The sequence below is a fragment of the Methylobacterium brachiatum genome (assembly GCF_020523825.1).
Classification (GTDB): Bacteria; Pseudomonadota; Alphaproteobacteria; order Rhizobiales; family Beijerinckiaceae; genus Methylobacterium; species Methylobacterium brachiatum.
On record NZ_JAJALK010000032.1, the window covers coordinates 1 to 22,937 of the forward strand.

Annotated in this window: 22 protein-coding genes and 2 pseudogenes; 12 read left to right on the forward strand and 12 right to left on the reverse strand. The window is 63.9% G+C overall.

Going from position 1 to position 22,937, the window contains the following annotated elements; all coding sequences use genetic code 11:
• The 4 genes and pseudogenes from LGR69_RS31040 to LGR69_RS31975 all read left to right on the forward strand — a co-directional run.
• On the forward strand, positions 1-429 hold a 429-nt coding region (locus LGR69_RS31040; protein WP_412768919.1), incomplete at its 5' end, for a sodium:solute symporter family transporter.
• Between the two features lie 203 nt (positions 430-632).
• Entirely contained in the window at positions 633-2,321 is a 1,689-nt protein-coding gene (locus LGR69_RS31045; protein ID WP_370881427.1) for an OFA family MFS transporter, read from the forward strand.
• 397 nt (positions 2,322-2,718) lie between these two features.
• Positions 2,719-4,422: a methyl-accepting chemotaxis protein gene (locus tag LGR69_RS31050; protein ID WP_230368511.1), complete on the forward strand. Its 1,704-nt coding sequence runs from the start codon at positions 2,719-2,721 to the stop codon at positions 4,420-4,422.
• A 52-nt stretch (positions 4,423-4,474) separates the two neighbouring features.
• Positions 4,475-4,633: pseudogene (locus LGR69_RS31975) on the forward strand (zinc ribbon domain-containing protein); the annotation flags it as partial.
• Between the two features lie 116 nt (positions 4,634-4,749).
• On the opposite strand, the gene LGR69_RS31055 reads toward LGR69_RS31975, so the two are convergent.
• The 7 genes and pseudogenes from LGR69_RS31055 to LGR69_RS31080 form a co-directional block, all read right to left on the reverse strand.
• Positions 4,750-4,956 (reverse strand): transposase, encoded by a 207-nt coding sequence (locus LGR69_RS31055; RefSeq protein WP_230368512.1) that lies wholly within the window; start codon positions 4,954-4,956, stop codon positions 4,750-4,752.
• A 159-nt stretch (positions 4,957-5,115) separates the two neighbouring features.
• Positions 5,116-5,250, reverse strand: a complete 135-nt coding sequence (locus LGR69_RS32310; protein WP_370881426.1) for a helix-turn-helix domain-containing protein — start codon at positions 5,248-5,250, stop codon at positions 5,116-5,118.
• Between the two features lie 171 nt (positions 5,251-5,421).
• Positions 5,422-6,939: a nitrilase-related carbon-nitrogen hydrolase gene (locus tag LGR69_RS31060; RefSeq protein WP_230368513.1), complete on the reverse strand. Its 1,518-nt coding sequence runs from the start codon at positions 6,937-6,939 to the stop codon at positions 5,422-5,424.
• Positions 6,940-6,979: 40 nt separating this feature from the next.
• A complete protein-coding gene (locus LGR69_RS31065; protein WP_230368514.1) occupies positions 6,980-9,292 on the reverse strand; it encodes a KGGVGR-motif variant AAA ATPase in 2,313 nt (770 codons plus the stop codon).
• Between the two features lie 3 nt (positions 9,293-9,295).
• The gene (locus LGR69_RS31070) at positions 9,296-10,072 is read right to left on the reverse strand and encodes a hypothetical protein (protein ID WP_230368515.1); all 777 of its coding nucleotides are present in this window, start codon (positions 10,070-10,072) and stop codon (positions 9,296-9,298) included.
• A gap of 395 nt (positions 10,073-10,467) precedes the next feature.
• On the reverse strand, positions 10,468-11,034 hold the full coding sequence (locus LGR69_RS31075; RefSeq protein WP_230368516.1) for a response regulator: 567 nt from the start codon (positions 11,032-11,034) through the stop codon (positions 10,468-10,470).
• A pseudogene (locus tag LGR69_RS31080) lies at positions 11,007-11,563 on the reverse strand (CHASE3 domain-containing protein). The gene LGR69_RS31075 and the pseudogene LGR69_RS31080 overlap by 28 nt, the downstream one beginning before the upstream one ends.
• A 604-nt stretch (positions 11,564-12,167) precedes the next feature.
• Here LGR69_RS31080 and LGR69_RS31085 point away from each other — a divergent pair.
• Positions 12,168-13,025, forward strand: coding sequence for a manganese catalase family protein (locus LGR69_RS31085; RefSeq protein WP_230368518.1), 858 nt, complete (start codon positions 12,168-12,170; stop codon positions 13,023-13,025).
• Positions 13,026-13,093: 68 nt separating this feature from the next.
• Here LGR69_RS31085 and LGR69_RS31090 read toward each other — a convergent pair whose 3' ends face one another.
• Together LGR69_RS31090 and LGR69_RS31095 are read right to left on the reverse strand one after the other, a co-directional pair.
• On the reverse strand, positions 13,094-13,252 hold the full coding sequence (locus LGR69_RS31090; RefSeq protein ID WP_230368519.1) for a hypothetical protein: 159 nt from the start codon (positions 13,250-13,252) through the stop codon (positions 13,094-13,096).
• 18 nt (positions 13,253-13,270) lie between these two features.
• Positions 13,271-13,789 carry an RNA-guided endonuclease InsQ/TnpB family protein gene (locus LGR69_RS31095; protein ID WP_230368520.1) on the reverse strand — a complete coding sequence of 173 codons (519 nt, stop codon included), beginning with the start codon at positions 13,787-13,789 and terminating at the stop codon, positions 13,271-13,273.
• A 3-nt stretch (positions 13,790-13,792) separates the two neighbouring features.
• Here LGR69_RS31095 and LGR69_RS31980 point away from each other — a divergent pair, with 3 nt between their 5' ends.
• Positions 13,793-14,209 (forward strand): zinc ribbon domain-containing protein, encoded by a 417-nt coding sequence (locus LGR69_RS31980; protein WP_268868911.1) that lies wholly within the window; start codon positions 13,793-13,795, stop codon positions 14,207-14,209.
• Positions 14,146-14,283 carry a hypothetical protein gene (locus LGR69_RS32315; protein ID WP_370881425.1) on the forward strand — a complete coding sequence of 46 codons (138 nt, stop codon included), beginning with the start codon at positions 14,146-14,148 and terminating at the stop codon, positions 14,281-14,283. Before LGR69_RS31980 ends, LGR69_RS32315 begins: the two co-directional genes overlap by 64 nt.
• A gap of 578 nt (positions 14,284-14,861) precedes the next feature.
• Here LGR69_RS32315 and LGR69_RS31100 read toward each other — a convergent pair.
• Together LGR69_RS31100 and LGR69_RS31105 are read right to left on the reverse strand one after the other, a co-directional pair.
• Positions 14,862-15,518: a response regulator gene (locus LGR69_RS31100; protein WP_230368521.1), complete on the reverse strand. Its 657-nt coding sequence runs from the start codon at positions 15,516-15,518 to the stop codon at positions 14,862-14,864.
• On the reverse strand, positions 15,515-16,933 hold the full coding sequence (locus tag LGR69_RS31105; protein ID WP_230368522.1) for a HAMP domain-containing sensor histidine kinase: 1,419 nt from the start codon (positions 16,931-16,933) through the stop codon (positions 15,515-15,517). Before LGR69_RS31105 ends, LGR69_RS31100 begins: the two co-directional genes overlap by 4 nt.
• A 190-nt stretch (positions 16,934-17,123) precedes the next feature.
• Between LGR69_RS31105 and LGR69_RS31110 the strand changes: the two genes are divergently transcribed.
• A complete protein-coding gene (locus LGR69_RS31110; RefSeq protein ID WP_230368523.1) occupies positions 17,124-17,663 on the forward strand; it encodes a DUF3280 domain-containing protein in 540 nt (179 codons plus the stop codon).
• Between the two features lie 265 nt (positions 17,664-17,928).
• Complete coding sequence (locus LGR69_RS31115; protein ID WP_230368524.1) at positions 17,929-18,399, forward strand: cupin domain-containing protein; 471 nt, start codon at positions 17,929-17,931, stop codon at positions 18,397-18,399.
• Between the two features lie 100 nt (positions 18,400-18,499).
• Here LGR69_RS31115 and LGR69_RS31120 read toward each other — a convergent pair whose 3' ends face one another.
• Positions 18,500-19,078, reverse strand: coding sequence for a tyrosine-type recombinase/integrase (locus tag LGR69_RS31120; protein WP_230368525.1), 579 nt, complete (start codon positions 19,076-19,078; stop codon positions 18,500-18,502).
• Between the two features lie 191 nt (positions 19,079-19,269).
• Here LGR69_RS31120 and LGR69_RS31125 point away from each other — a divergent pair, with 191 nt between their 5' ends.
• Genes LGR69_RS31125 through LGR69_RS31135 form a run of 3 tightly spaced genes read left to right on the forward strand, consistent with a single transcriptional unit; the run spans position 19,270 to position 22,655 of the window.
• Positions 19,270-21,438: a hypothetical protein gene (locus tag LGR69_RS31125; protein WP_230368526.1), complete on the forward strand. Its 2,169-nt coding sequence runs from the start codon at positions 19,270-19,272 to the stop codon at positions 21,436-21,438.
• 44 nt (positions 21,439-21,482) lie between these two features.
• The gene (locus tag LGR69_RS31130) at positions 21,483-22,094 is read left to right on the forward strand and encodes a hypothetical protein (protein ID WP_230368527.1); all 612 of its coding nucleotides are present in this window, start codon (positions 21,483-21,485) and stop codon (positions 22,092-22,094) included.
• Between the two features lie 54 nt (positions 22,095-22,148).
• Entirely contained in the window at positions 22,149-22,655 is a 507-nt protein-coding gene (locus LGR69_RS31135) for a hypothetical protein (protein WP_230368528.1), read from the forward strand.
• Positions 22,656-22,937 lie beyond the last annotated feature (282 nt).

The following is a 22,937-nucleotide window of genomic DNA, read 5'->3' on the forward strand; positions in this document are numbered from 1 at the left end:
TCGGCGGTGGTGATCGGCATCGTGGCGATCTACCTCGGCTACGTGTTCGAGAACCAGAACGTCGCCTTCATGGTCGGGCTGGCCTTCGCGGTGGCGGCGAGCTGCAACTTCCCGGTGCTGGCCATGTCGATCCTGTGGCGGGGCACCACGACCTGGGGCGCGCTCGCCGGCGGTCTCGTCGGCCTGCTCGCCGCGGTGATCATGGTCGTGCTGTCGAAGGCGGTCTGGGTGGCGACGCTGGGCAACCCGGCGCCGCTGTTCCCCTACGACAACCCGGCGCTGTTCTCGATGCCGCTCGCCTTCGCGACGATCTGGGTCGTGTCGCTGATGGACAAGTCCCGCCGGGCCCAGCGTGAGCGCGCGGCCTTCGAGGCGCAGTACGTGCGCTCCGAGACCGGCATCGGAGCGGTCGGCGCCCACGCCCACTGACGCGCTACACGATGCCCTTCGCTTCAGGGCTGTCACAGGAGATCGCACCCTGAGGTGGATGCGCGAGCGACGCACACATTGCTCGTCCTCGGCTTGGAGTGCCCGCATACAATCTCCATCCGCTGACAGGGCCGTCCCCGCCCTCGCTGAAGACGCTTCGGCTTTGTCACCGAAGACGAGCGCTCGATCATCAGAGAGCTTCAATGCCAGTGCTGTGGAGTAAATCATTGGACTCGAATATCGCCGGCGTGCCGACAGCACCCGCCGCCCCAACAAGCTGGCTCTCACGGGAGCGCATCGTCGCCAAGCCGGGGTTCAACCGGTGGCTGGTCCCGCCAGCCGCTCTCGCGATCCATCTCTGCATCGGCATGGCCTACGGCCTGTCGGTGTTCTGGCTGCCGCTCACTCGGGCGCTCTCCGTCGGGAAGCCGGCACCCGCCGCCTGTGCAGATATGGGCGTGATGACGGCCCTGTTCACCACCACCTGCGATTGGCGCGTCAGCGACCTCGTCACGGTCTTCTCGATCGGCATCGTCGTGCTCGGCCTCTCGGCCGCCCTGTTCGGCGGCTGGCTGGAGCGCGCGGGCCCGCGCAAGGCCGGCATCGTGGCCGCCCTGTGCTGGGGCGGCGGCTTCCTAATCGGCGCATTCGGAGTCTACGTCCACCAGCTCTGGCTGATCTGGCTCGGCATGGGCCTGATCGGCGGCATCGGGCTCGGCCTCGGCTACATCTCCCCGGTCTCGACGCTGATCAAGTGGTTCCCGGACCGGCGCGGCATGGCCACCGGCATGGCGATCATGGGCTTCGGCGGCGGCGCGATGATCGGCTCGCCCCTGGCCGACAGCCTGATCAAGAGCTTCCGGACCGCCGACTCGGCCGGCGTCTGGCAGACGCTTGCCGTGATGGGCGTCGGCTACATCCTGTTCATGCTCGGCGGCGCCTTCGGCTACCGGGTTCCGCCGGCCGGCTGGCGTCCGGACGGCTGGACGGCTCCGGCTGCCAAGAACGCCATGATCGCCTCCGGCCACGTCCACCTGCGGGACGCGCACAAGACCTTCCAGTTCTGGATGATCTGGCTCGTGCTGTTCCTCAACGTGTCCGCCGGCATCGGCGTACTGGCGCTGGCCTCGCCGATGCTTCAGGAGATCTTCGGCGGTGAGCTGATCGGCCTGCCGGGCACCGGCTTCTCGGCCCTCGATGCCGGCCAGAAGGCGCAGGTCGCGGCGATCGCCGCCGGCTTCGTCGGCCTACTCTCCCTGTTCAACATCCTCGGCCGGTTCTTCTGGGCTTCGATGTCGGATCGGATCGGGCGGAAGGTCACCTACGCGATCTTCTTCGCGCTGGGCGGCGTGCTCTACGCGGCCGCGCCCTGGGCGGCCGGCATCGGCTCGCAGGCGCTGTTCGTCGCCTTCTTCTGCGTGATCCTGTCGATGTATGGCGGCGGTTTCGCGACGGTGCCGGCCTACCTCGCCGACGTGTTCGGCACGCAGTTCGTGGGCGCCATCCACGGGCGGCTGCTCACCGCCTGGTCGATGGCCGGCATCGTCGGGCCCTTCGTGATTACCAAGATCCGCGAGGCGCAGATCGCCGCGGGCGTGCAGGGTGCGGAACTCTACGGCCGGACCATGTACGTGCTCGCTGGCTTCCTGGTGGCCGGGTTCATCTGCAACCTGCTGGTCCGTCCGCTGGCCCAGCGCTGGTTCATGTCGGATTCCGAGCGCGCCTCCCTCGACGTCCGCACGGGTGCGACCGCCTCCGGGCCGTCCGGCTCCTTCGGCATCGGCCGCGGCGGGTTCAGCCCGGGCGCGGCCCTGGCCTGGGCGGTGGTCGGCATCCCGATCGTCTGGGGCATATGGATCACGCTGTCGAAGGCTCTGATCCTGTTCCGCTGACACGATCACCGCAAATATGTCGCGGGATTTGGACCCCCACTCCGCGACAACCTCCGCTACTAGTTTGATCTGTTGACAAAGGCACTCCGATATAGTGCGCTATTATTGCACCATGAACCTGCGTCAAAGCGCAAATTACAGCAAATTAGTTCTCGTTAATGCAATATAAGTTTTTTTACCTTAGCTTTGAATGGCGTTCTCCGACAGGATAGACGTTTCTTTTCGATCGCACGTCGCGCAGTAGCGTTCGCAAACCTGGAATTTTGTTCAGCGCTAAACGCTGCTCGCCCTACTTCGCCAACGAGGGCGATCCCAGCTGCCAGGACGGCTCCGGAGGCGCTGACGAAGGTGCATATGTCAGAGGGGTAATCTCATGTTTTCCTGGGCTAGTAGGACGATGATCAACCAGCTTTCACTTACTGCGAAGGTATTGCTCGTCGTCGCACTTTCAGTCGTGACGACGTCGGGAGCCATGTGGTTCGTGGTCTCGAAACGCGTTTGGGCGGAACTCGAAGCTCAACAGAGCGAGAAAATCGAGCAGAATTTGCGAAGCCTTGCGCTCCTCTTCGCTGAGCGCTCTCCGGGCGCTCAAGTCAAGATCGACAACGGCCGCTTAGTCGAGGTCCGGAGCCCATCTCTGTCGGCATTCAGTGACTTTTCGGTCGTGGATGCATCTGTCGCCTACGTGGGGGGCAATGCGACGATCTTTGCGTATGAGCCCGCGCAGGATCGTTTCGTGCGTCGCGTCACGACCGTGAAGAAGGAAAATGGTGAACGCGCAGTGGGGACCCTCCTCGCGACGGATAGTCCCGCGCAACCGCTCATTCGCCGTGGTGAGGCTTATCAAGGTCCCGTGACGCTATTTGGAAAACGATACCAGACGGTCTACAGACCCGTCTTCGATGCGTCCGGGCAAGTCAACGGTATCCTTTACGTCGGCGTACCGGTGGAAGATTTCTTCTGGGCCTATGACGAGACGATGCGGTCAATATCGCTTGCGGCTGGCGTAATCACACTGATCGCTTGCGCCTGCGCAGCGTGGACGGCGGCACGCCTGTTCCGGCCACTGCGCCATCTCACGGCTCGCATCGGCACCCTGACGAACGGCGATCTTGACACCCCTGTGGCGCACGTAACCCGCAGAGACGAGATCGGCATCCTGGCGCGATCGCTGGCTGTGTTCAGAGACACGCTCGCAGCCAAGCGCGCCTCCGACGAAGCTGCTGAAGTTGAAAGACAGGCGCGGACGATCCGTGCGCAGACGTTGGACGAGACCGCCAGGCTCTTCGAGCAACGTGCCGCCGGGCTGACGTCGGCCCTCTCGGAAGCCGCATCCAGCATGGAAGCGACCGCTCAATCGATGACCACTTGTGCCGACCAGACCACCCGCGAATCGATGGGTGTCGCCATGGCCGCGCGACAGACCTCCGCCAATGTTCAGACCGTGGCTGCAGCGACTGAGGAACTTGCGACCTCCGTGCAGGAAATCGCCGCACAGGTCGCGGACTCGTCGCAGATCGCCGGCCAGGCCGTCGCAGTCGCGCGGCGCGCGGGCGACATTGTACAGGCTTCCGCTGCGACCGCCGAACGCATCGGCGCGGTGGTCGTGCTCATCGATGGCATTGCGAAGCAGACCAATTTGCTAGCTCTGAATGCGACGATTGAGGCTGCGCGTGCGGGTGAGGCGGGGCGTGGCTTCGCGGTGGTCGCGACCGAGGTCAAGGCGCTAGCAAGCCAAACGTCGCGTGCCACAGAGGAGATCGCCAGCCACATCGAGCAGGTTCAGGCCACGACGCACGAGGCGGTGTCCGCGATCGCCTCGATCACCAGTACAATTGATGAAATCTCAAGCATTTCCACGGCGATAGCCGCGGCTGTCGAGCAGCAGAGCGCGGCCACTCGCGAGATCGCCCGCAACGTTTCGGAAGCTGCGCAGGGCACCGAGCATGTGACCTGTAGCATCGATCGCGTTCAGGACGGCGCGGGTCAGACAGAGGTGGCAGCCGCCCGCGTCCTGAGTGCGGCGCGTGACCTGACCCGTCATTCAGAAAGCCTAACAGAGTCTGTCAACACATTCTTGGCTCGCGTTGAAGCGGTTTGAGCATGCGCTGTGATGTTCGGATCCCGACTGTCGAGCCTTAGCCTGTGGCTGCCTCAGTGGCCCCACCGGACTGGTCGGTCTCAGTATCAGGCGGTGGACGTGCAGCGAGTGCGGAGCGGAACATGACCGCGACCAGAACGCTGCTCGGAATATCGCTCGTCTCAGATGTGAGACGCCGTGCCCGTCCGGGCATGGACGCCCCGGCTTTTAAGCCGGGGAGACATCACCAAGACCTCCTCCATCAGGAGGAGGTGTCAAAGCCCGGATCCAACCGCGCTGTTGCTCGTGATAACTCCGTCCACTGAAGCGGGCGGCTTCTCAGGACAGCTATGCGGCATCCCGCTGGCTTATGTCCTGTGGGCCGATATCCCGGCCCGTGCCGAAGGCCCTCTGGTGCACGATCTGAGCGGCCGCAACGTCCCGGTCGAGCGTGCATCCGCAGGTGCAGCGGTGCAGGCGCTCGCGAAGCGTCTTGACCTTGATCGTGCCGCAGACCGGGCAGGTCTGCGAGGTGCCTCGCGGATCGACCAGCACGACGTCGGCTCCGGCGCTTGCAGCCTTGAACCGGACGAACTGGACGAGCAACGCCCACGCGGCGTCATGGATGGATTTGGCAGGTATCCCGCGCTCGAGTCCGGCGAAGTTAAGATCTTCGAACGCGAGGTCTCGGTATCGTGAGACCAGGGCGCGGGGTTACGCCGGATGGGCCTCGATGCGCTGTTGGAGCCCGGCGTTGTACAGGCCGCAGAAGTCACGCAACATGGCCTCGAGTGCCTTGGCCTGCGCGCGATTGGGCCGGAGCCGGTATCTGTACGATCTCAACGCCACACAGGGATAGTACCCGATCTGTTCTCAAGGGTAACCTCGCGGTCGCATTCCCCTGTCGCCTCAAGGGGACGGTCCCCTGCTAAACCATTTATGGGGATCGACCACGACGACCTGAGGCACCCACATCGGCATGACTTGACGTCTTCCTCGTCCTCTGAGGTGCGGACGATGTCAACGGACGACGATGGTCCAGCGATCCCATGAGGTAGGATCCCAGTCAAATTGTGTCGAGATCGGCGATATGGTGCAATCCGCCAGGGTCACGACTTTCATTCGGCGCGACTCGGTCATATCGATACAAAGTCCGATCCCCACGCTACCCGCGGCAACATCTCCGACGGTTTGGCCATTCGCCTGCCGGACTGCGAGCGTCGCGGAGTTCGAGACGAGAACACGTGTGCCGCTGAGGCGAGCGATCTCGATTGCACGCTGATGCGTCCAACGGCCGGCGGATTGTGCGACGTCGAGCACAGGCGTCAGAATCCAGTCGGGTCGGAGAGCGTACGCCGCGTCGCCACCCGGCGCACGCTGTTCGAGATCCTCGCAGATCAAGACCATAACACGCCCGAAGTGAGGTAGGTCACGGACCTGCAGGACGGTGCCAGTCGCGACGTCCTCCGCATGGGGGCGCGCGACTGCTGTTGGAATGTTGCATTCCCCCATCCGCTGCTCGCCCATCCTGAAATGATTGAGCTTGCGCTGTTTCCAGAGAAGGCGTCCGTTCGCATCGACGATGCTACACTCGTTGTATGGCCGGCCCGTCGCGGGGCAGCACTGCGCGCTCAGCCCAGAACCCAGCGCTAACAGTCTGGGCGCTAGCGCCCCACTCAGGCCAGCCGCTGCGGCGAGGTCTTCCATGACAGCCGTGACGGCATCGGCGCTCACGCACAGCTCAGGGAGCAGCACGATGTCTGCGGACCCGAGTGCCCGAACCACGGCCACCGTCCGCGCGACGAGCTCTCCCGGATCTCTCGGTCGAGCGTCGAGGAACGGGCGTCCCTGACGCAGCACGGCGTCGAAGGCGAGATCGTCCCGGTCCTCCGCCACGGGCGCTATGCCAATGCTCGGAGCTTCGGCGTCAGCGGGATCGTGACCAGCTGGAAAGTCCTTGGGTGCGACCGCTTCGATATGGATTGTGTACTGGCCAGCGCCTACCTCGAGGAGCGCGAGCGACGTGAACTGAGTGTCCAGCCGGTCTCCACTCGCCATCTCGTCCTCGTCGAGGAGGCGCCGGTAGATCGGCCCCTTCGGAACGACACGGCCGGTTCCTGCGATACCGCCGCCGTAGTGGCCGTCGATCCAGCGTCTTTGACGGAGCTGACTGGCGGCCCTGCATGGGGCAGGGGCGCGCGAGGAGGCGGAGATGACGACAGACGACGGGTGAACGTCGTGGGCCAGGAGGTCGATCACCAGCATGATCGTGAATGCCCGTTCGGCGTGGGCCGCTGGCGTGACCTCCGTGTTGAACGCGACCGGCTCACCGAGGAGATACCGGATGAGGACGTCGGGCGTTCCTGTTCCGCGATACTGGCGCGCCGCGGCCGCAAGCGGCGCGTACTCCGCGGCCGCCCGTCCGCGCCACGGTGCCGTGTGGAGCACACCCGCGTGCGGGACGACGACCTGCCACAGCAGCGCGAAGAGATCGCCCAGACCTTGCAGATGTGGACCGAGCAGCTCCTGGGTCAGCATGTTGAGCACTCGTCACCTGGGTTCCGCCCGGTCATTCGACTCAGACTTCCCTCGAAGACAGCGAGTCGATGAACCGGTTCGCAACGACCGGCTTCAAGGTCGGGAACGGATGGCGCCCTCTGTCTGAGCTCCACGTGACGTAGGCTTGCAGCGCCCGACGCGAGCGCTCCGGAATCTCATCGTCGCTGCCGCGTGTGATTTCGTAGTACATCTGCCCAGCCGCTTCATCCACAGCTCGCGCGTCTTCGAGCGCCATGCTCGCCAGCACCAACACCTCCGAGAGGCGAAGACGGAAGCGCCCCACATCGGCGATGCCCGAGTGATGGAGCGCGAACCCAGAAACTTCCGCAGCTCCGGCGTGATCCCCCCGGGCGAGGAGAAGCTCGGCGCGCAGAATATGAAGGCGGCTCGCTGTCCCGCCCATCGGAACGGCGGTCAGTGATCCATGTCGCTGCGCCTCAGACGAGGCTGAACTGAGAAGCGCGATTGCGTGCTCGACCACTTGGAGCGCCTCCTCGCAATGCCCCTGAGTCTTGAGAATCTCACCTTGCAGAGCAAAAACCTCGGCCATGCTGGCCCGCAGTTGCGAGCTCTCTAGCTTGTCCTCGAAGTGCTGCGCTGCGCGCGTGACGGCCATTTCCGCATCTCTGAGGTCGCCAGCCTCGAGGAGGCACCGTCCATAGGCGACAAGGGCCGCCGCCCAGGTAGAGGGGACAACCGCTACACCCTCGGCAGCCGCACGATCGAGCGCCTCTACGGCTCTGCGGCAGGCCTCGACGGCTCTCGAAGGCGCCCCGATCTCGCTGTAACTGGCCGCCAGCCCGATGAAGGTTCGGGCGACATCCTCGAACCGGCGCGGCTCACTTTCGCTGAGCCGGTCGTACGTCTTTCCAGCGTCCGTCCAGACAGAGATTGCGGTTTCATAGGCTCTCGTACGCTGGAGAACACCAGCCTGCCACTCGAGCGCACGGGCCAGTTGCAGTCCGTTGGCGTGGTCGCCTTTACGGAAGTACGTCGTCGCCTCCGCCAAAGCGTCCAATGCCTCATCGGATCGCGCCTGAGCCTGGAGAAAGTTCGCGCGGACCAACAGCAGGCGCCCAAGCTCCGCCGTAAGATCTGCGTCCGGATCGCCAACCTTTTGAGCCAAGCGACGCGCTAAGTCGACGCCGCCCTTCGAGAGCGCCTCGACTTCAACGCCGAACGCTCCGCCGGCATGCAATTGCGAGATCTCGACACAGGCTGCAGCCAAAGCCGATCGCCAGTCCGTTCGGTCGTCGTCGTTGATCAGGGCCTCTTCCAGCCAGGTCGTCAGGACGGGAGCCGCCTCGCTCAGCGACTGGTCGCGAACGATGAGCAGGTCTGCCAACCGGGGATCGGTGAACGCCGCGCGGCGCCAGAGGCGAGCCATTTCCTCACCGTCGACCCGCACAGGCCCTATGTCGCCGTCGACGAGCCGTGACGCGAGACCGTGCATCTCTTGCAGCAGTGAGCCGCGCTCGGCTGGATCCTCCTCGAAAACGGCAAGCTTCTCTTCGAAAGCGCACCAGGGATAATGCCGAATTTCGTTGAGCCGCAACTCTCGATCAAGATCCTCGGCACTTCGGTTGAAGAGCTTCCGCATGCGGTGGACGGCATGACGCCTCGCGTGCGCCGCCTCGCTCTTGTCCTCGACGCGCGTTGGCGTGGGAAAGAAGCGGATGGGACGCCGCAACTGCGTGCGCTGGCGGTGGATCGACCGCGCGACAGCTGCGGTTCCATCGATGCTCTGTCGATTGTAGACGAACGTCAAAACCAGCAGATCTGGCAATTGAACCGTGCACACGCCCGCACTGTCAGAGACGCCCGTGCGGCTGTCGATCAGAACGATGTCGAACGATTTCCTCGCCCACCGGCCAAAGGCGTCGAAGTACTGTCCACCAGCGAAACGCTTGTAGAACGCTCCCCACTCGAACGCTCCTACTTTCTGGGTGTATTCTTCATCTTGACGCCCTGAGCCGATGAAGCCGAGTTTGCCTCTCGCAGCATGCGGGAGCGCGAGATGCTGTACGATGTCGGAGCAGTCCGATAGACGCTCGATCGTTTCCTCCGGAGCCTCACCGGAGCTTCCGATAGCTCTCGCGTATTGCCAGAGACGATCGACGAGCCCACGCGACCGAACTTGCTCCGGATCGGCCAGGAAAGGATGGAAATAACGATGAAGGCCAGGAGCCTCGAGATCCCAATCGATCGCCAGAACGTTCCACCCGTTAGAGGCCAGAGCCCAGGCGACATTCGCCAGCGCCATGCTGCGTCCGCCGCCGCCCTTGAACGAATAGAACGTCGCGATCTTTCCGATCTTCTCGCTCCCGGCCATCGATTAAGCCGCTTCTGCGTAAGAGTGACTTCCCTCATATTCATCGGGGTCGAGATCGGCCAGGCCAAGGCGCGGGACAGTCGACGGGGTTGCGGCTTCCGCTTCGCTGCCGAAGAACTCCTCGACCTGCGCGATATCGAGCCCTTGATACACATCTAAATCGAAGAGAGTTTCGTCCGTTTCAGGAGCGGAGTTCCACTCCGCGATCAAGAAAGCACGTGCCGCCGGAAGCAGAACGTTGATGACCTCTCGACCTTGCTTATTACCCGCCACCGCTCCGATTGATTTAAGTTCTTTTAGCTTCCGGCATATGCTTTCTTCGCTCTCGTCCAACTTAGCAGCAAGATCGACGTTTCGAATGGCGTCCTCAAAGAGCGCGCTCAGCAGACCCTGGAAGCGGTCCTGCCGCAGGACGGCTTCGAATTCGGATGGGGCGCAGCGTTCAGCAGCCAATCCGAGCATATCCGCGAGCGAGCCGAGACGCCCAGCGATGTAAGTCGGATCTTGCGCGATCTCCGGGTCGGTAGCCGCGATCTTATCATGCAGCCCTTTCGCAAGCCGCGCCTCCTCAACGAGCAGTCGACCGTCGGCCGCGAGCAGGGCGTCCAGACCGCCATCGATCGATGCCGTGACACAGCGATCAACCTTACTGTCAACCTTTGAGCCTTCAGGAAGCGGAACGATGGGCCAGATCATCCGATCAATTTGGTTGAGCATCGACATTGGATCGCTTTCAGCGCTGAGGAGGGCCTTTGGCTGCGCGGCCAGAATATATCCCATCAACCTTCCGGTCAACTGTTGGTTCCTGGGTCGAGAAAGTGCCACCGCACATGCCCCCGATGGGGCGGGTTCACAGCTCTTGGCTGGCAAGTGTCGCAGACCTGTTCCAAGTCCCGACAAAGCTGCAACCGTCGCATAATTCGGTGTTGCGGCGGTATTCGTGGGTTGGCTCATCCCGTCGAGGGACAGAGATCGATCCTTCCGAGCCGCGTTGGGATTGGCCTTGGGTGCCCTGCTGAAACAGGAGCCTGCGGCATGCGAGGGATGATATGGGCTGTGCACAGGTCGGACGCCGTCGAGTGTTTTCGTCGGATTGCCCCTCCCGACGACAGGATCTCCCCGCGCTGAATGCGAGGATAGAAACATACTCGTAGATCGACGCGGTTAACTTGGCTCTATTTAACCGCGCTGCCCCGCCGCTCATCCAGAGCCGACTGCAGTTCCCGGGCGAGGTCGGCCACCGTGAACGGCTTGCTGAGCAGGCGCACGCCAGGATCCAGCATGCCGTTGTGGACGATGGCATTGCGCGTGTACGCCATCATGAATAGCACGATGAGGTCTGGACGGGTCTCCCGGATGCTGGCGACGAGCGCCCGTCCCCTCTCTCCGGGCATCACGACATCAGTCAGCAACAGCTTAATGTCAGTATGTTCCGCGAGGGTGCGCCGCGCCATCTCAGCTCCATCGGCGCCAATCGCCTGGCAGCCCAGCTCGCACAAGGCGCTCAACGCGAAACTGCGCACGCCCGCTTCATCCTCGACCACGAGTACCTTCAGGTCGGAAAGGTCGATTGCAATGCGGGTTGACATGGCCTGAGCCGCTGTCGGGGTGGTCTGGCTACGCGGCAGGTAGATCTTGACCGTCGTCCCGATCCCAGGCTCGCTATAGAGCTTGACGTGCCCGTTGGACTGCTTCGCGAAGCCGTGCACTTGGCTCAGACCCAATCCGGTACCCTGGCCCACGCCCTTCGTGTTGACAGGCCGACGACGATGAAGGCCACCAGGAGCGTGCGGCGGAAGGCTGCTCGGTCAGCACGTACGGATTGGAGGTCCTCCTCCGTCCGGTCGAACGCGCCGATGGTCGCCTGGAGGCGGGCCATCAGGTCGCGCCCCTCATTCGTGCGCACGATGCCGAGCGCTCCCTCACGGTCCCCAGCCTGGGCGCGCTCCATCGTTCGTGCGAGTTCAGCAATCTTGTCGCCGATGATGCGCCGAAGATCATCGAGCCGGGCTTGCTGTGCCGCATTGTCGCTTGTGAGGGTCCGCAGCTCGGCCTCAGCAGCCGGCAGCTCGCGGAGAGAGGTCGTGAGCGGATCGAGGTAAGCAAATAGCCGCGCTGACCTGTCTCTGCCTCTTGGATGAGCTCCGATAGCCGCGCCTCGGCTTGGCGCACCTGCGCAGAGTGAACGGACCATGCGTCGGCGTCCGCACGGGCCAGAGCAGCAGCAGCAGCCAGGCCGGCTAGACCGAGCAGGACGAACCCGCCGACCATCGCGATGACCTCTGCGGATCTGGCAAGACGTTGAACGAGCGGATTTCGCAAGCGGCCTCCTCTGCGCCGAAAGGGAGGATTTCCCACTTTGGCAGGGCCCACATAGGAGCAACCTTGAACAATACCATGGCCCGGACGCGGTCCTGACGGCGATAGTCGATTGTTCGAGGTCTCCCGCTATTCTTTCCGCGACCTGTTCAAATTCTTGTGCTGGGCTGGGCGATGATGCGAGCGCATTGCCGGGGCTGCCGGCCCGCTGGCGGGTTTGCCAAGACTGCGATGCCATCCGGCAGGAGGACGTCAACCGAGGGACACCGAGCGGGTAGAACCGGCGCACGACCAGGACCGGCCATCATGGAGCCGGCGCCGCGATCGGGTGCCGAAAGGATTTCAGGAGAAGCGGAGGGCGGCCTCGTATGTTGCGGCCGGTGGCTAGGAGCAGAACGTGAGAACAACTTTTGCTCTGAACCTTTCGCCCGAGCCCCGGTTAGCAGCGCAGGGCGGATAAGGTACTGCACCAGAGTACCCAAATCTTGCACCGGTTCCCGTTTACGACAGCGCGGTGCGCCCGCATTCCGTACTGCAACATCAGGAGAGCTCGACGATGTACTATCACGACAAGCGACTTCAGTACCCGGTCAAGGTCGACAGCCCGGACCCGATCTATGCCCGCATGCTCCAGCAGGCGATCGGCGGGATCGAGGGCGAGATCCGGGTCTGCTTCCAGTACTTCTTCCAGGCTTGGGGCAACCGCGCGCCGACCACGAAGTACCGCGACATGCTGCTCAACACCGCGACCGAGGAGATCGGGCATATCGAGATGCTCGCGACCGCCGTCGCGATGAACCTCGAGACGGCGCCGACCAAGATGCAGGAGGCCGGGGCCGCCGACGCGCTCGTCGGAGCCGTGATGGGCGGCGAGAATCCGCGCCACATCGCCGAAGGCATGCTGCACAAGACGCTGCTGTCCACCGGCATGGCGGCCTTCCCGGGCAATTCCGATGGCCTGCCCTTCGACATGAGCCACATCTATGCCAGCGGTAACATCGCCGCCGACATGTACTGCAACGTCGCCGCCGAGGCGACCGGACGGATCCTGGCGGTCCGGCTCTACAACGCCACCAACGATGCCGGCATGCGCGACATGTGGAGCTTCCTCATCGCCCGGGACACGATGCACCAGCAGCAATGGCTTGCGGTGATCGAGGAACTCGGGGGGCACGCCGGCACGCTGCCGATCCCGAACTCCTTCCCGCAGAGCGAGGAGAACCAGAAGTTCAACTACAACTTCTTCTCGACGTCGGCGGACGGCTCGCCGCCCCCGGCCGGCCGCTGGACGCAGGGCCCGTCCCTCGACGGCAAGGGCGAGTTCAGCGTGGTCCAGAACCAGCCCATGGGCGAGGAGCCGGTGCTCGGCCCGGCACGCCCCGACAGCGGGGCTCAGTCCCAGCAGATCGCCTAAGATCGGCCTCCGGAGCCTCGGCACGGCCAAGGCTTCTATGCGAACGGTTCGGTCCGTCACACCGTTCCTCAAACCCCGCGGACGTCACTCCAGCCGGAGCCGACGTGGTCGGGGCGCGAGGAGGTCTGATGGCAGACGGTGGGATGATCAATGGCCGGATCGAACTGCGCCGAACGGAGGAGGAGCGGAAACCGCTGCTCCAGCGACTGAATCGGCTTGATGGCCAAGTCCGCGGTCTACCAGCGTTAACATCTACCCCGCCCTGAAGGACGGAGATTTTCGGAGACCGTGAGACCTCGTCCAGTTGACGCGTCACAGGGCTGCCGATGCATACCCATCACGTCCAGCAACGGTGTGTTCCACCGCCGTTTGATGTTGATCGCCACGTTGATGTCGGCGTGGTCGGTGTGGCCGCAGCTGATGTAGGTGAAGCGCGCTTGGCTCTCGCGGCTCCTCGCATCTGCCACACCGCACACCGCACAGGTCTGCGACGTGAACCGGGCAGGCACGCTAACGACCTGACCGCCTCGTTCCTCCAGCTCGTAGGCCAGGATCGCAGCGAACTGATGCCAGCCCGCGTTCAGGATCGCCCGGTTCAGCCCGGTCTTCTGGCGAACGTTGCGGCCGGGCTCTACAAAGGTACCCCGGGCGCTGGCGGTCATGCCACGTGTGTTCAGGTCCTTAAGCACAGCGATGCTGAAGCGCTTGCCGATGTCGAGAGCGGCGCGGTGGTGGAAGTCGCGCCGGATGCGCGCTTGCCGCACTTAATGCCGGGCGACGCGTGCTCGAGCTGCGGCGCCGTCGCTCCGAGGCGGGCGCTCTCCATACGATCGTGGACCTGTGACGCCTGCGGCGTCACCCACGACCGCGACGCGAATGCGTCGCAGAACATCCTGGCCGCGGGGGCGCGCGGTCAGGACCGGGTCTCATCCCCGGCGACGGCCTGCGGAGGGGACGTCAGACGCGTCGGGTTCGGCCCGGCGTGCCGACCCGATGAAGCAGGAACGCGTATCGTGAGGTGCACGGAGACCGCGGTACACCGTGAGAAACCTCCTCCTTCAGGAGGAGGAGGCGTCAATGCCTGGACGAGATCCAACAGATCAACGCTGCGAGGGCTGCGTTGCGCGAAGTTGCCCTGCTCATCATCGGTCAGCCCGTTTCTCAGGGGGTGCACAACGCCATGACCGAGTGTGACGGCGAGCAGGCCGACGAAGATGTGTTGCGGGCTCTACGGACAGCCATGCGTACAGCGGATTGAAGGGATGGCTCTCCAACGTCAATCCGCGACTGTGGGGCCGCTAAGGCGTGAACGATGCCAACCCGAATATATACCTGCACTTGGTGTGGTAACCTCGATCGCTGCCGCCCTTATCGCGCAGGAGAGTGCCCTCGTGAGCAGACCACACGCCGCACAGATCCGCCTGCTCTCAGTCCTGGCGCTTGCGCCCGAGACGGAATTTGTTGATCTGGCTCAGCTCGGGCAGGCGCGGCAGGTGCGCCCCGGCGATGAACTCTTCGTACCGACGCTCGTGGCGCGAGGCTGGGCCCAGATGGGACCGAGGTTTAGGGGCGGCGTGCGCATCACCGAAGCCGGTCGGTCTATCCTTGTCCACGGGGGCAACGTCGGTGAGACGAGGATCCGACCTCGAGAGCGAAAGGCGTGATCTCAGTCCGCAACACCGTGCGGTGCGTTCCCCCCGGGGTCGGGAGCCCGGAGTGCTCGCAGCACGATTAAAATTGCTGCTCCTGGCCATGGCCCGCGGACATTTCAGGGCAGAGGGCGGCTTCCGCGGCGGCGACAAGATCGCCTTCATCGCCGATCGACAACCGCCTTCTTCAACGACTCGCCAGAGGCGTGATCATGCCATGGCGCATACAGAAATATACAAGGTCAATGTCCGACGAAACACCGAGCTTAGATTTGATGGCGTAGTGGTAGTTCGCGACCGTTTTGGGTGTGAGATGGAACGCGGTGGCGATTTCTTCGGTGGATTTGGCGTCGATAATCATCCGCAGCACCTCGAACTCACGCGGCGATAGCTGATCGAGAGCGTCCGCGCTTTCCTCCAAGCGGCTCGTCGCCAGGGCTTCCGAAATCTCCGCACAAAGGGTCAGCTTGTTCTGGGCTACGCTGCGCACCGCTTCGATCATCAGGTCTGAGGCGCTGCTCTTCGTGATGTAGCCACGCGCGCCGGCGCGGATGGCCTGGACGGCATAGCTGACGGTCGCGTGCATGCTGAACACGAGGATGCGCGCGGTCGAATCCGTCTGCCGGATCTGGCGGATGGCATCGATGCCGCCCCGACCCGGCATGCTGATGTCCATGATCACGACATCCGGAGCGGTGGCTCGAAACTGGTGGTAGGCCGAGGCCGCGTCCCCGGCCTCCGCGATCACCTCGATGTCGGGCTGCTTCTCAAGCAAACGGCGGTAACCTTCCCGAACAACGGCGTGGTCGTCGACAACCATCACCCGAATGCGCTCCCCAGTCATGACGCAACCCGTACAACAAGCTCAGTCGGAAAGCTGATCCGCAATCGAAATCCACTCGCGGCGCCGGTTTCCGTCGTCATCCGGCCGCTCAGCGCGTAGACGCGTTCTCGCATGCCGATCAGACCGACACCGGCTCCCGGATGACGCATGGTCTCGGGTGTCGCGCCGCGACCGTCATCGGTGACCGTTAGATGAATCTCGCTGTTCGGACCTGCGGACAGCACGACATCAACGTTCCGGGCGTCGGCATGGCGGACCGCATTGTTGAGGCCCTCTTGGACGATCCGGTAGATGTGCGCTGCGGTCTCAGCCGGAAGCGCATCCAGGTGGCCGTCCGTTCGAAGCGTGAAGCTGATCCGTCCTTCTGATTGCCGATTATGGCCGGTGACCAAATCCTCCAGGCTGCCGAGAAGGCCAAGGTCGTCGATCTCTGGGGGCCTGAGGTGGGTAAGGGTGTCGCGCAGCGATCGCATCGTACCTGAGGCCAGGGCGACCAGTTCGGCGCTCTCAGCTGCAACGCCCGGGGCCATCGTGCCAATGCCGTCCTTGATGGAGCGAGCAAGAAAAGTGAGCGCGGTCAGCCGCTGGGCGACATCGTCGTGCAACTCACGCGCGATATGGCTGCGTTCGCGCTCCTGAGCGTCGACGAGCTTGCGGGAAAGGTCCGCTCGTTCTTCCGTGGCGGTCTGCAGGCGCTCGGCCATCTCATTGAACACCTCTGAGATGCGTTGAAGCTCGCTGAGGTGGAAGGGCGGCAGCCGGCATGACAGGTCGCCGTCGGCCAAGCGATTGATGCCGGCGAGGATCTGCTCGGTCGGACGCAAGGCATGCCCAACGACCACGAAAGCGAGGAAGCAGAGCAGTGCGATAAGCGCGGCCAGGAGTGCGAGTATGCGTGACAGCTCGTCCCATGCCTGTCGAGTCACAGCGTTTGGATCCGTCGTTGCCTCGATACGCCCCCTCACCAAACCGCGATGCACGAGCAGCCGCACCGCGTTCGATTGGCTGAGGAACAGCAATCGATAGGCATGCACGAACCAAGCCGGCGCCAGCCCACGCTCCTCGACGCCGATGCAGTTGGAATTCGTGCGTTGCGTGTCGGCCTGGATCAAGCGGATGCATTGGCCCGAACGCAACGGCTGGCCGATCACCGCCTCCCAGTCCGGGAAACGGTCGGCACGATCCAAGGCCGTGTCGATGCGGAAGAGTTGCAACTGCAGCTGCTTCTCGACCGTCCCCGCGATCTCGTCGTTCCCGCGCCTGGCCTCAACGGCGACGTTGTTCAGGACGATGACGGTCGCACCAATCACGCACAGCACCGCGACCGCGACGATCCGGCGGACAAGGGCCCATTTAAGGTTCAGTTCACGTCGCGCTCTCGCAGGCGCTACTATCACGGCACCGGCACTGATCATTCCTTCCCTCCCGTCCAGCGAAGCATAAGAGGGGTTTGGGCGCCCTGGATAGGAGCGCGATCAATTCCGTGCGATTTGCCCAAGGAACAGCGGGCAATGCGCTGTGTCGGTGCTCTGCGGGCCGCGGTAGCCTGAATGCACCACACCAGCTCGTGCTTCGCACGATCGCAGAAATCCTGGAGGAGCGACCATGCGGGTCCTCACACGTCTCGCGATCCCGCTGTCGGCAGTGCTGCTCAGTGCTGCGACCGCGCGCGCCGACCCACCTAAAGCGGCGGTCTTCGACTTTCAGCTCGCCAACCTGGGCGCCCAAGGTCCAACCGAGGCGGATATAGCCCGCCTCGGACCGATTAGCGATCTGCTGCGCAGCCTCCTGAAGAGCTCCGGTCGCTACGAGATCGTCTCGACCGACCCCGTGAAGGACGAGATCGCCAAGGGGGCCGAGCTACGCAAATGCGGCGGCTGTGCCGAGGATTACGCTCGCAAGCTCGGAGCTGACGTCGCGATCACCGGAGAAATTCAGAAGGTCTCAAATCTCATCCTCAACATCAACGTTTATGTGAAGGATCTCAGAAACGACTCGGCCGAGAAGGCCTACAGCGTCGATATCCGCGGCGATAACGACGCCTCCTTTGAGCACGGGGTGAAGTACCTCGTGAAGAATAATTTGCCGCCGGCCGGTGGTATGACTTCCGGCAACGGCGACCGGAGCAGCCGATCGGATCGGTGACGGCATCCTCGTGCCGGCAAGACATGCTGCTATTCTCGTATCGCTGTTGCCGCATGTGTCGTCGAAGGCGACGGTGTACGACCTCGCGTTGGAGAACCTTGGTATTCAAGGGCCGACCGCCGCGGACGTCGCTGAGCCCGGAGCGCGATGTTTTTGCACCGCCGCAACCCGGATCTTGGTCGCTTGATGGTGCCCAGGATAAAAGCAACGACCTGCACCAAGCACCGACACCCAAGCATGAACGACAAGCAACAAAGGATCTCCCATGACAGCGTTCAGATTCGATGACAGCAATATCACGTGGCGCACGCTCGACTGGCTCGAAAATATCGCTTTCTTTGTCTACAAAGTCGACGAAGAGAACCGTATCGTCGATGTGATCTTCAAATTTGCGGCCAATAGGCGTGTGATGTTGCATCAACACAGGTGCCCATACAACACCCTCGTGATGCAGGGAGAGCTTCGCTTCTATCGTCCCAATGGCGAGCTCAAGGAGATCCGCTATCCTGGCAGCTTCGTCTCCGGCGTCGCAGACGGTGAACCGCACACGGAGGGTGGCGGGGACGAAGATGCCATCGTGTTTTTCAGCAATCGCAATATCAAGGACGTACTTTACGAGTTCCTCGATGAGGACGGAAACTCGGCCCAAATACTTGGCATCGCAGATTTTAGGGCGCAGCTAGACGATCAGATTGCAACGGGAGCATTCGAGAAGGTCACCGCCAGGACAGCTTGATCAGTAACTAGGGTGTCGAGCCGATCTGCAAGGTCTTGCCGATAGCTCCGTCGACATATCAGGTCCATGCCGCGTGGCGGGCCGGGCCCACCACCGGCTGTTACCACATCCGGGCGGCGATCTCCCGTTCCTCGGGGCCCATCACGTCGGCATAGATCGAGGTAGTGGCGATGTCGGAATGTCCGAGCCAGCGTTGCAGCAAGTTGAGCGGCACGCCGGAGCGCACCGCGTGCACACCGAAGCCGTGGCGCAAGCCCTTAGGCGAGGCCGCGCTCGCCCCGATCTCGGCGTCTCTCATGACCGCCTTGATGTGCCGCCAAGCAGTCGTGCGCCCCATAGGCCACAGGCGCGTATCGGAAGGTCGCCTGCCATGGACGCGCTCGAGGGCGCCCATGACAGCGGCCGGTACGGGTACCTCGCGCACGATGCCGGGCCGCCGCTTCTTCAGACAGTGGATGCTGATGATCCCGCCCTCCTGATCCAGGTCGGCATGTCTCAAATTGAGCGCCTCGGTGATGCGGCATCCTGTCCAGGCCAGCACGAGGCAGAGCGTCTCGACCTCGGGCCGCGAAATGCGCGCCGCGCCAATGAAGCGCAGACGCTCGCTTGGCGTGAGGTACTTGCGCCGGCCGCGGACGGCGTGGAGCGACAGTGCTGGAGCCGACGCAATGGTGGTCATGGGCCCGGACCCTGGGGATGTCCGCCGCGAACCGCCGCGGCGAATCGAGGAACGATTTTTCCCAATTCTGTTCCACGCCGCCGCGTCGGCGCACTGCGCCTCGACAGGGCTGGGATGGACCACGTCGTTACCCCGGCTTTCCACAGTCACGCAGGAGTAGAACGACAGCCTTTTCAAAGAAGTAAACAGAATTGGAAAATTCTGTTCCGCGAATCTCCAACGTTTATAGCCTGTTCCGCATCACTTGTGAATCGCATAAAGCTGAGTCGGATCAGAGTGTTGCTTCGCCCGAATCGCTTCGCTGCGGTGCTGTATCATCGCCGATTATCGCGGAGTATGATCTAAATGGCGCGGATCGGCCTTGTTCGCGCCGAGGCAGTCGTGGAGGCGGTCCGCCGCGACGTCTCGCACGCGCGCTTCTTGCAGCCGGCACGTTCACTGCGACGGCCGCGGTCGCCGGTCCGGCGCCCACATCCGACTGGCTCGACGCCTACACGCAGGAGGCGACGACCGCCCCGGTCACGCTTGAGAACGCGGTCAAGTATCGCTGGTACCAGATCAGTGCTGCCGACCGCGGCAAGCACCCGTTCGTAGACATTGCGCCCGCGGCAGTGCGATTGCGGCAGCACGGTGATGCGGCCTTGCCCGAACTGAAGCGGCAGCTCGACGCCCGGTGCGCCGCGGTGCGGTCGCTGGATGAGGCCGGTCCGTTCCACGCTCAGTGCGGCTGGATCATGCAGCGCGAGCCCGGCCAAGGCGTGAGCCAGGTCCAGATCGACCTCGAGGGCTACTGCCGCGACCGGGCGATGCCGGCCCTCTACCTGCGCCTCGTACGCGAGCGGGCTCAGGCGCTCGGCGTGCGCCTCGCGACACTCCCCACGCTCGACGTCGCGTATCCGAGCCGCGCCGTCGGCACCGCCGGCACGGTCGGACATGAGGACGTGCCGGCGGCCTACGTGAGGGCGCTGGACGAACGCCTGGCCGCAGCGCAGCCCGTGGTCATCGGTGAGTTGGCCGAGCATTTCCGGACCAAGGTCATCGGCGATGATCCTCTACGGACTGACGGCGCTCAATGTCGTGACCTGCTCGGGCGGTGGTACGCCCAGCCGGATCCCGTCCGCGACATGGCTCTGAACGATCCCCTGCGCGGCGTCGCGGTCGGGTCAGAGGCGGGCGCGCGTTTCGGGCAAGCCGTCGGCGGGGGGGGGGGCCGTCGTGAGGCGCAGGCGTGGCTGATGCGCCAACAGCCCGGGATCGACGCTGCGATCAGGGCCGGCTTGGCCGCTTTAGATCCGAAAGCCGTGCCCATTCTCTCGGTCCAGACGCGTTGTGCCGCCGTCCTGGGACGCTGGTTCACCACCTTCGACGGGTTCGACCTCGCCCTAACCCGTCCTTTGTCTCAGACCTGCCGAGAGGCAGCAGCCGCGCTCAACGCGAAGGCGATCGACATCCGCGCACGAGCAGTGGCCGATCGGTTCGAGGAGGTTCCGAAGACGCTCGTCGGTCTGGAGGTGAACGGCTGGTTCGAGCCCGAGCCGGACGATTTACAGGTGGTCCACGAATTGCGCGATCCCAATCGCAACGAGGTCGACCAAGCCTTGCGAGCGCGCACGACGGCGCTGGTGCAGCCGATGCGCAGCGCGGCCCGAGTTGCGGCGATCGGGGAGGTGATCAGCCGCTACGAGAACGCCGAGCTGGACGATGCGGGCTTGGGGCCGGTTCGCCGGATCTGCGGTCCCTATGTCGGTCACGCGATCCGACCTCTGCCGCCCGGCGGAGACGACCTGCGCAAGGCGGTCGGTGACGCCTGCCGTGAAGGGGAGAAGCAGGTCGGCGTCCGCCGCACTCGAATGGCGTTCGCGGCGGCCCACGTCGGAGACGTCGTCGGCGACGGCATGCTCGGCCTGACGACACCCGATGGACGCGTGGCCTTCGCCGATCCCCGCGCAATCGTCGCCGCTGTCGCCATCAACGGTGTCCAGGTCGCGTTCCGGCGAACCATGTGGTGGCTGTTCTGGTCCCGCGTGCACATCCAGATCACGCCGCTTGGCCGTGACGCGCCGGCGCTGATCGGAACGCTGATCCCCGAGACACGCGCGGACGGCGTTCGGGTCTGGCGGGTTGTCGGCCTGCCCGGCCTCGACGGGCCGTTCGCGACGATGGCCTGCCTGACCCAGGGACACGAGGCTGCGGACGCCGCCGTCGGCCTCGGTCTGGCCGGGGCGGCGGCCCTCTTCCTCTTCGATGCCCCTCATACTGGCGGCGAGCTGATCGGCACGGGGTTCGATATCGCCAGGACCTCGGCGCGATGTTCGAGAGCGCGACAGACTTACTTGGCTGTGACCTACGCCGCCCCGTGATGGGCTACCTGCCGCCTTCCCCTCGATCCTGACTGTCGCGACCGATGTTGTTCCAACCCTTGGACCGCAGCGCCCCCGGCCTGCAGCGCCACGACGCCGTGCTGGCGCTCACCGGGCGACAGTACCGCCTTGCAGGCGATGGGCTGGCCGTCGGGGTCGTGCTCGGCATGCTCGACGCGCGGACCGGACGGCTGCCTATCGGCCTCGTCGATGCGCAGAACGCCTACTGGGCCGAGACCCTGTACTACGACGCCAACCGGCGCACGATCGACGTCTACGATCCGGATCGCTGGAGCGCCTTCGTCGACACCTATGCGGGCGGCGGCTGGGTCCTCGACATTGTCAGCGGCCTCGGACGTTTCGCGCTAATGGTGGTCGGACGCGGCATCTCGTTCGTAATGAGAGGCTTTGCGCTCGCCCTCGTTCCAGCGATGCTGTTCGGCCTGTTCGGCCTTGCCAGTTACGGGTTCCTCGGCCTCATCGTGTATCTCGTAGCCGCGCAGTGGGTGCAGTGGTTGCCGCACCTGATCGGCGGGGTCATCGCCTGGCTTGGTCTCTGTGTCGTTCTATCGGATGAGCAGACAGTACGCCGGGTCCGTGTCGGACGCGGGCTGCAAACCCTAAACGAGCGTCAACTGATGCCGGTCTTAGGCTGACGCGTCGCGGCTTCGTCGCACCCAGAACACTCCTACCAGTCGAGAGAGGCTATCATGATCAAGCGCGCCGTCGCCACGATGATGCTCGTCTGCTGCACAGGCGTCAGCACCGCACAGGCTGAAGCCTGGCAGAAGCTGACCTATTCCGACCCGCGGCATCCTTCCGGGTTCACGCCGACCGTCGTGCCGCTCTGGCGGCGTGAGTTGGCAGACAAGCCGTTCTACCAGATCCACGCCGCGCGCTTCGAGACGGAGGGTACGACGTACCTCGTGAGCGTCGCCTTTGCCGGCGGCACCTGCGCCATGGGAGCTAACGACCGCGCTGCGGCCGCGGAGCCGGCAATGTGCCCGGCGCGGGTCGACGTCCTCCGAGACGGCAAGGTGGTGCAGACGGTTCGCGGCAGGGTGTGCTCGGTCGCGCCGCTGCCGGAGGACACCACGGCGAACCGTACGGATACAACCGAGGTCAAGTTCGATGCCAGCTCGAAAATTGTCAGCTTCCGATCGCGCCTGAGCGGAAAGTGGCTACCAACCTGCCAGAGACAGATGCACGCGCACTGAAGCCCAAAGCAGCCGATCTTTCTGCCGTCAGCCTGCGCGACGAGGCATGTACCGCGCGTCCTTGAGCCGAACACCCTTTAGTATCGGCACCGCGGGCTATCAAGGCATTCTGGAATTTGAGCAAGCACGTGCAATATTCTCTATGCGAGTCTCGAGAGTGTCAGCTTGTCGAGCCGGTCGGCAGAGCCGAGCCCAGGGGCACTAACCCGCTTTATTCACCGGGGTTTGGCTGGCGACGTGTTTTGAGCTGAAGGCGAGCGGGATCGTGCGTCTGTCCTGACG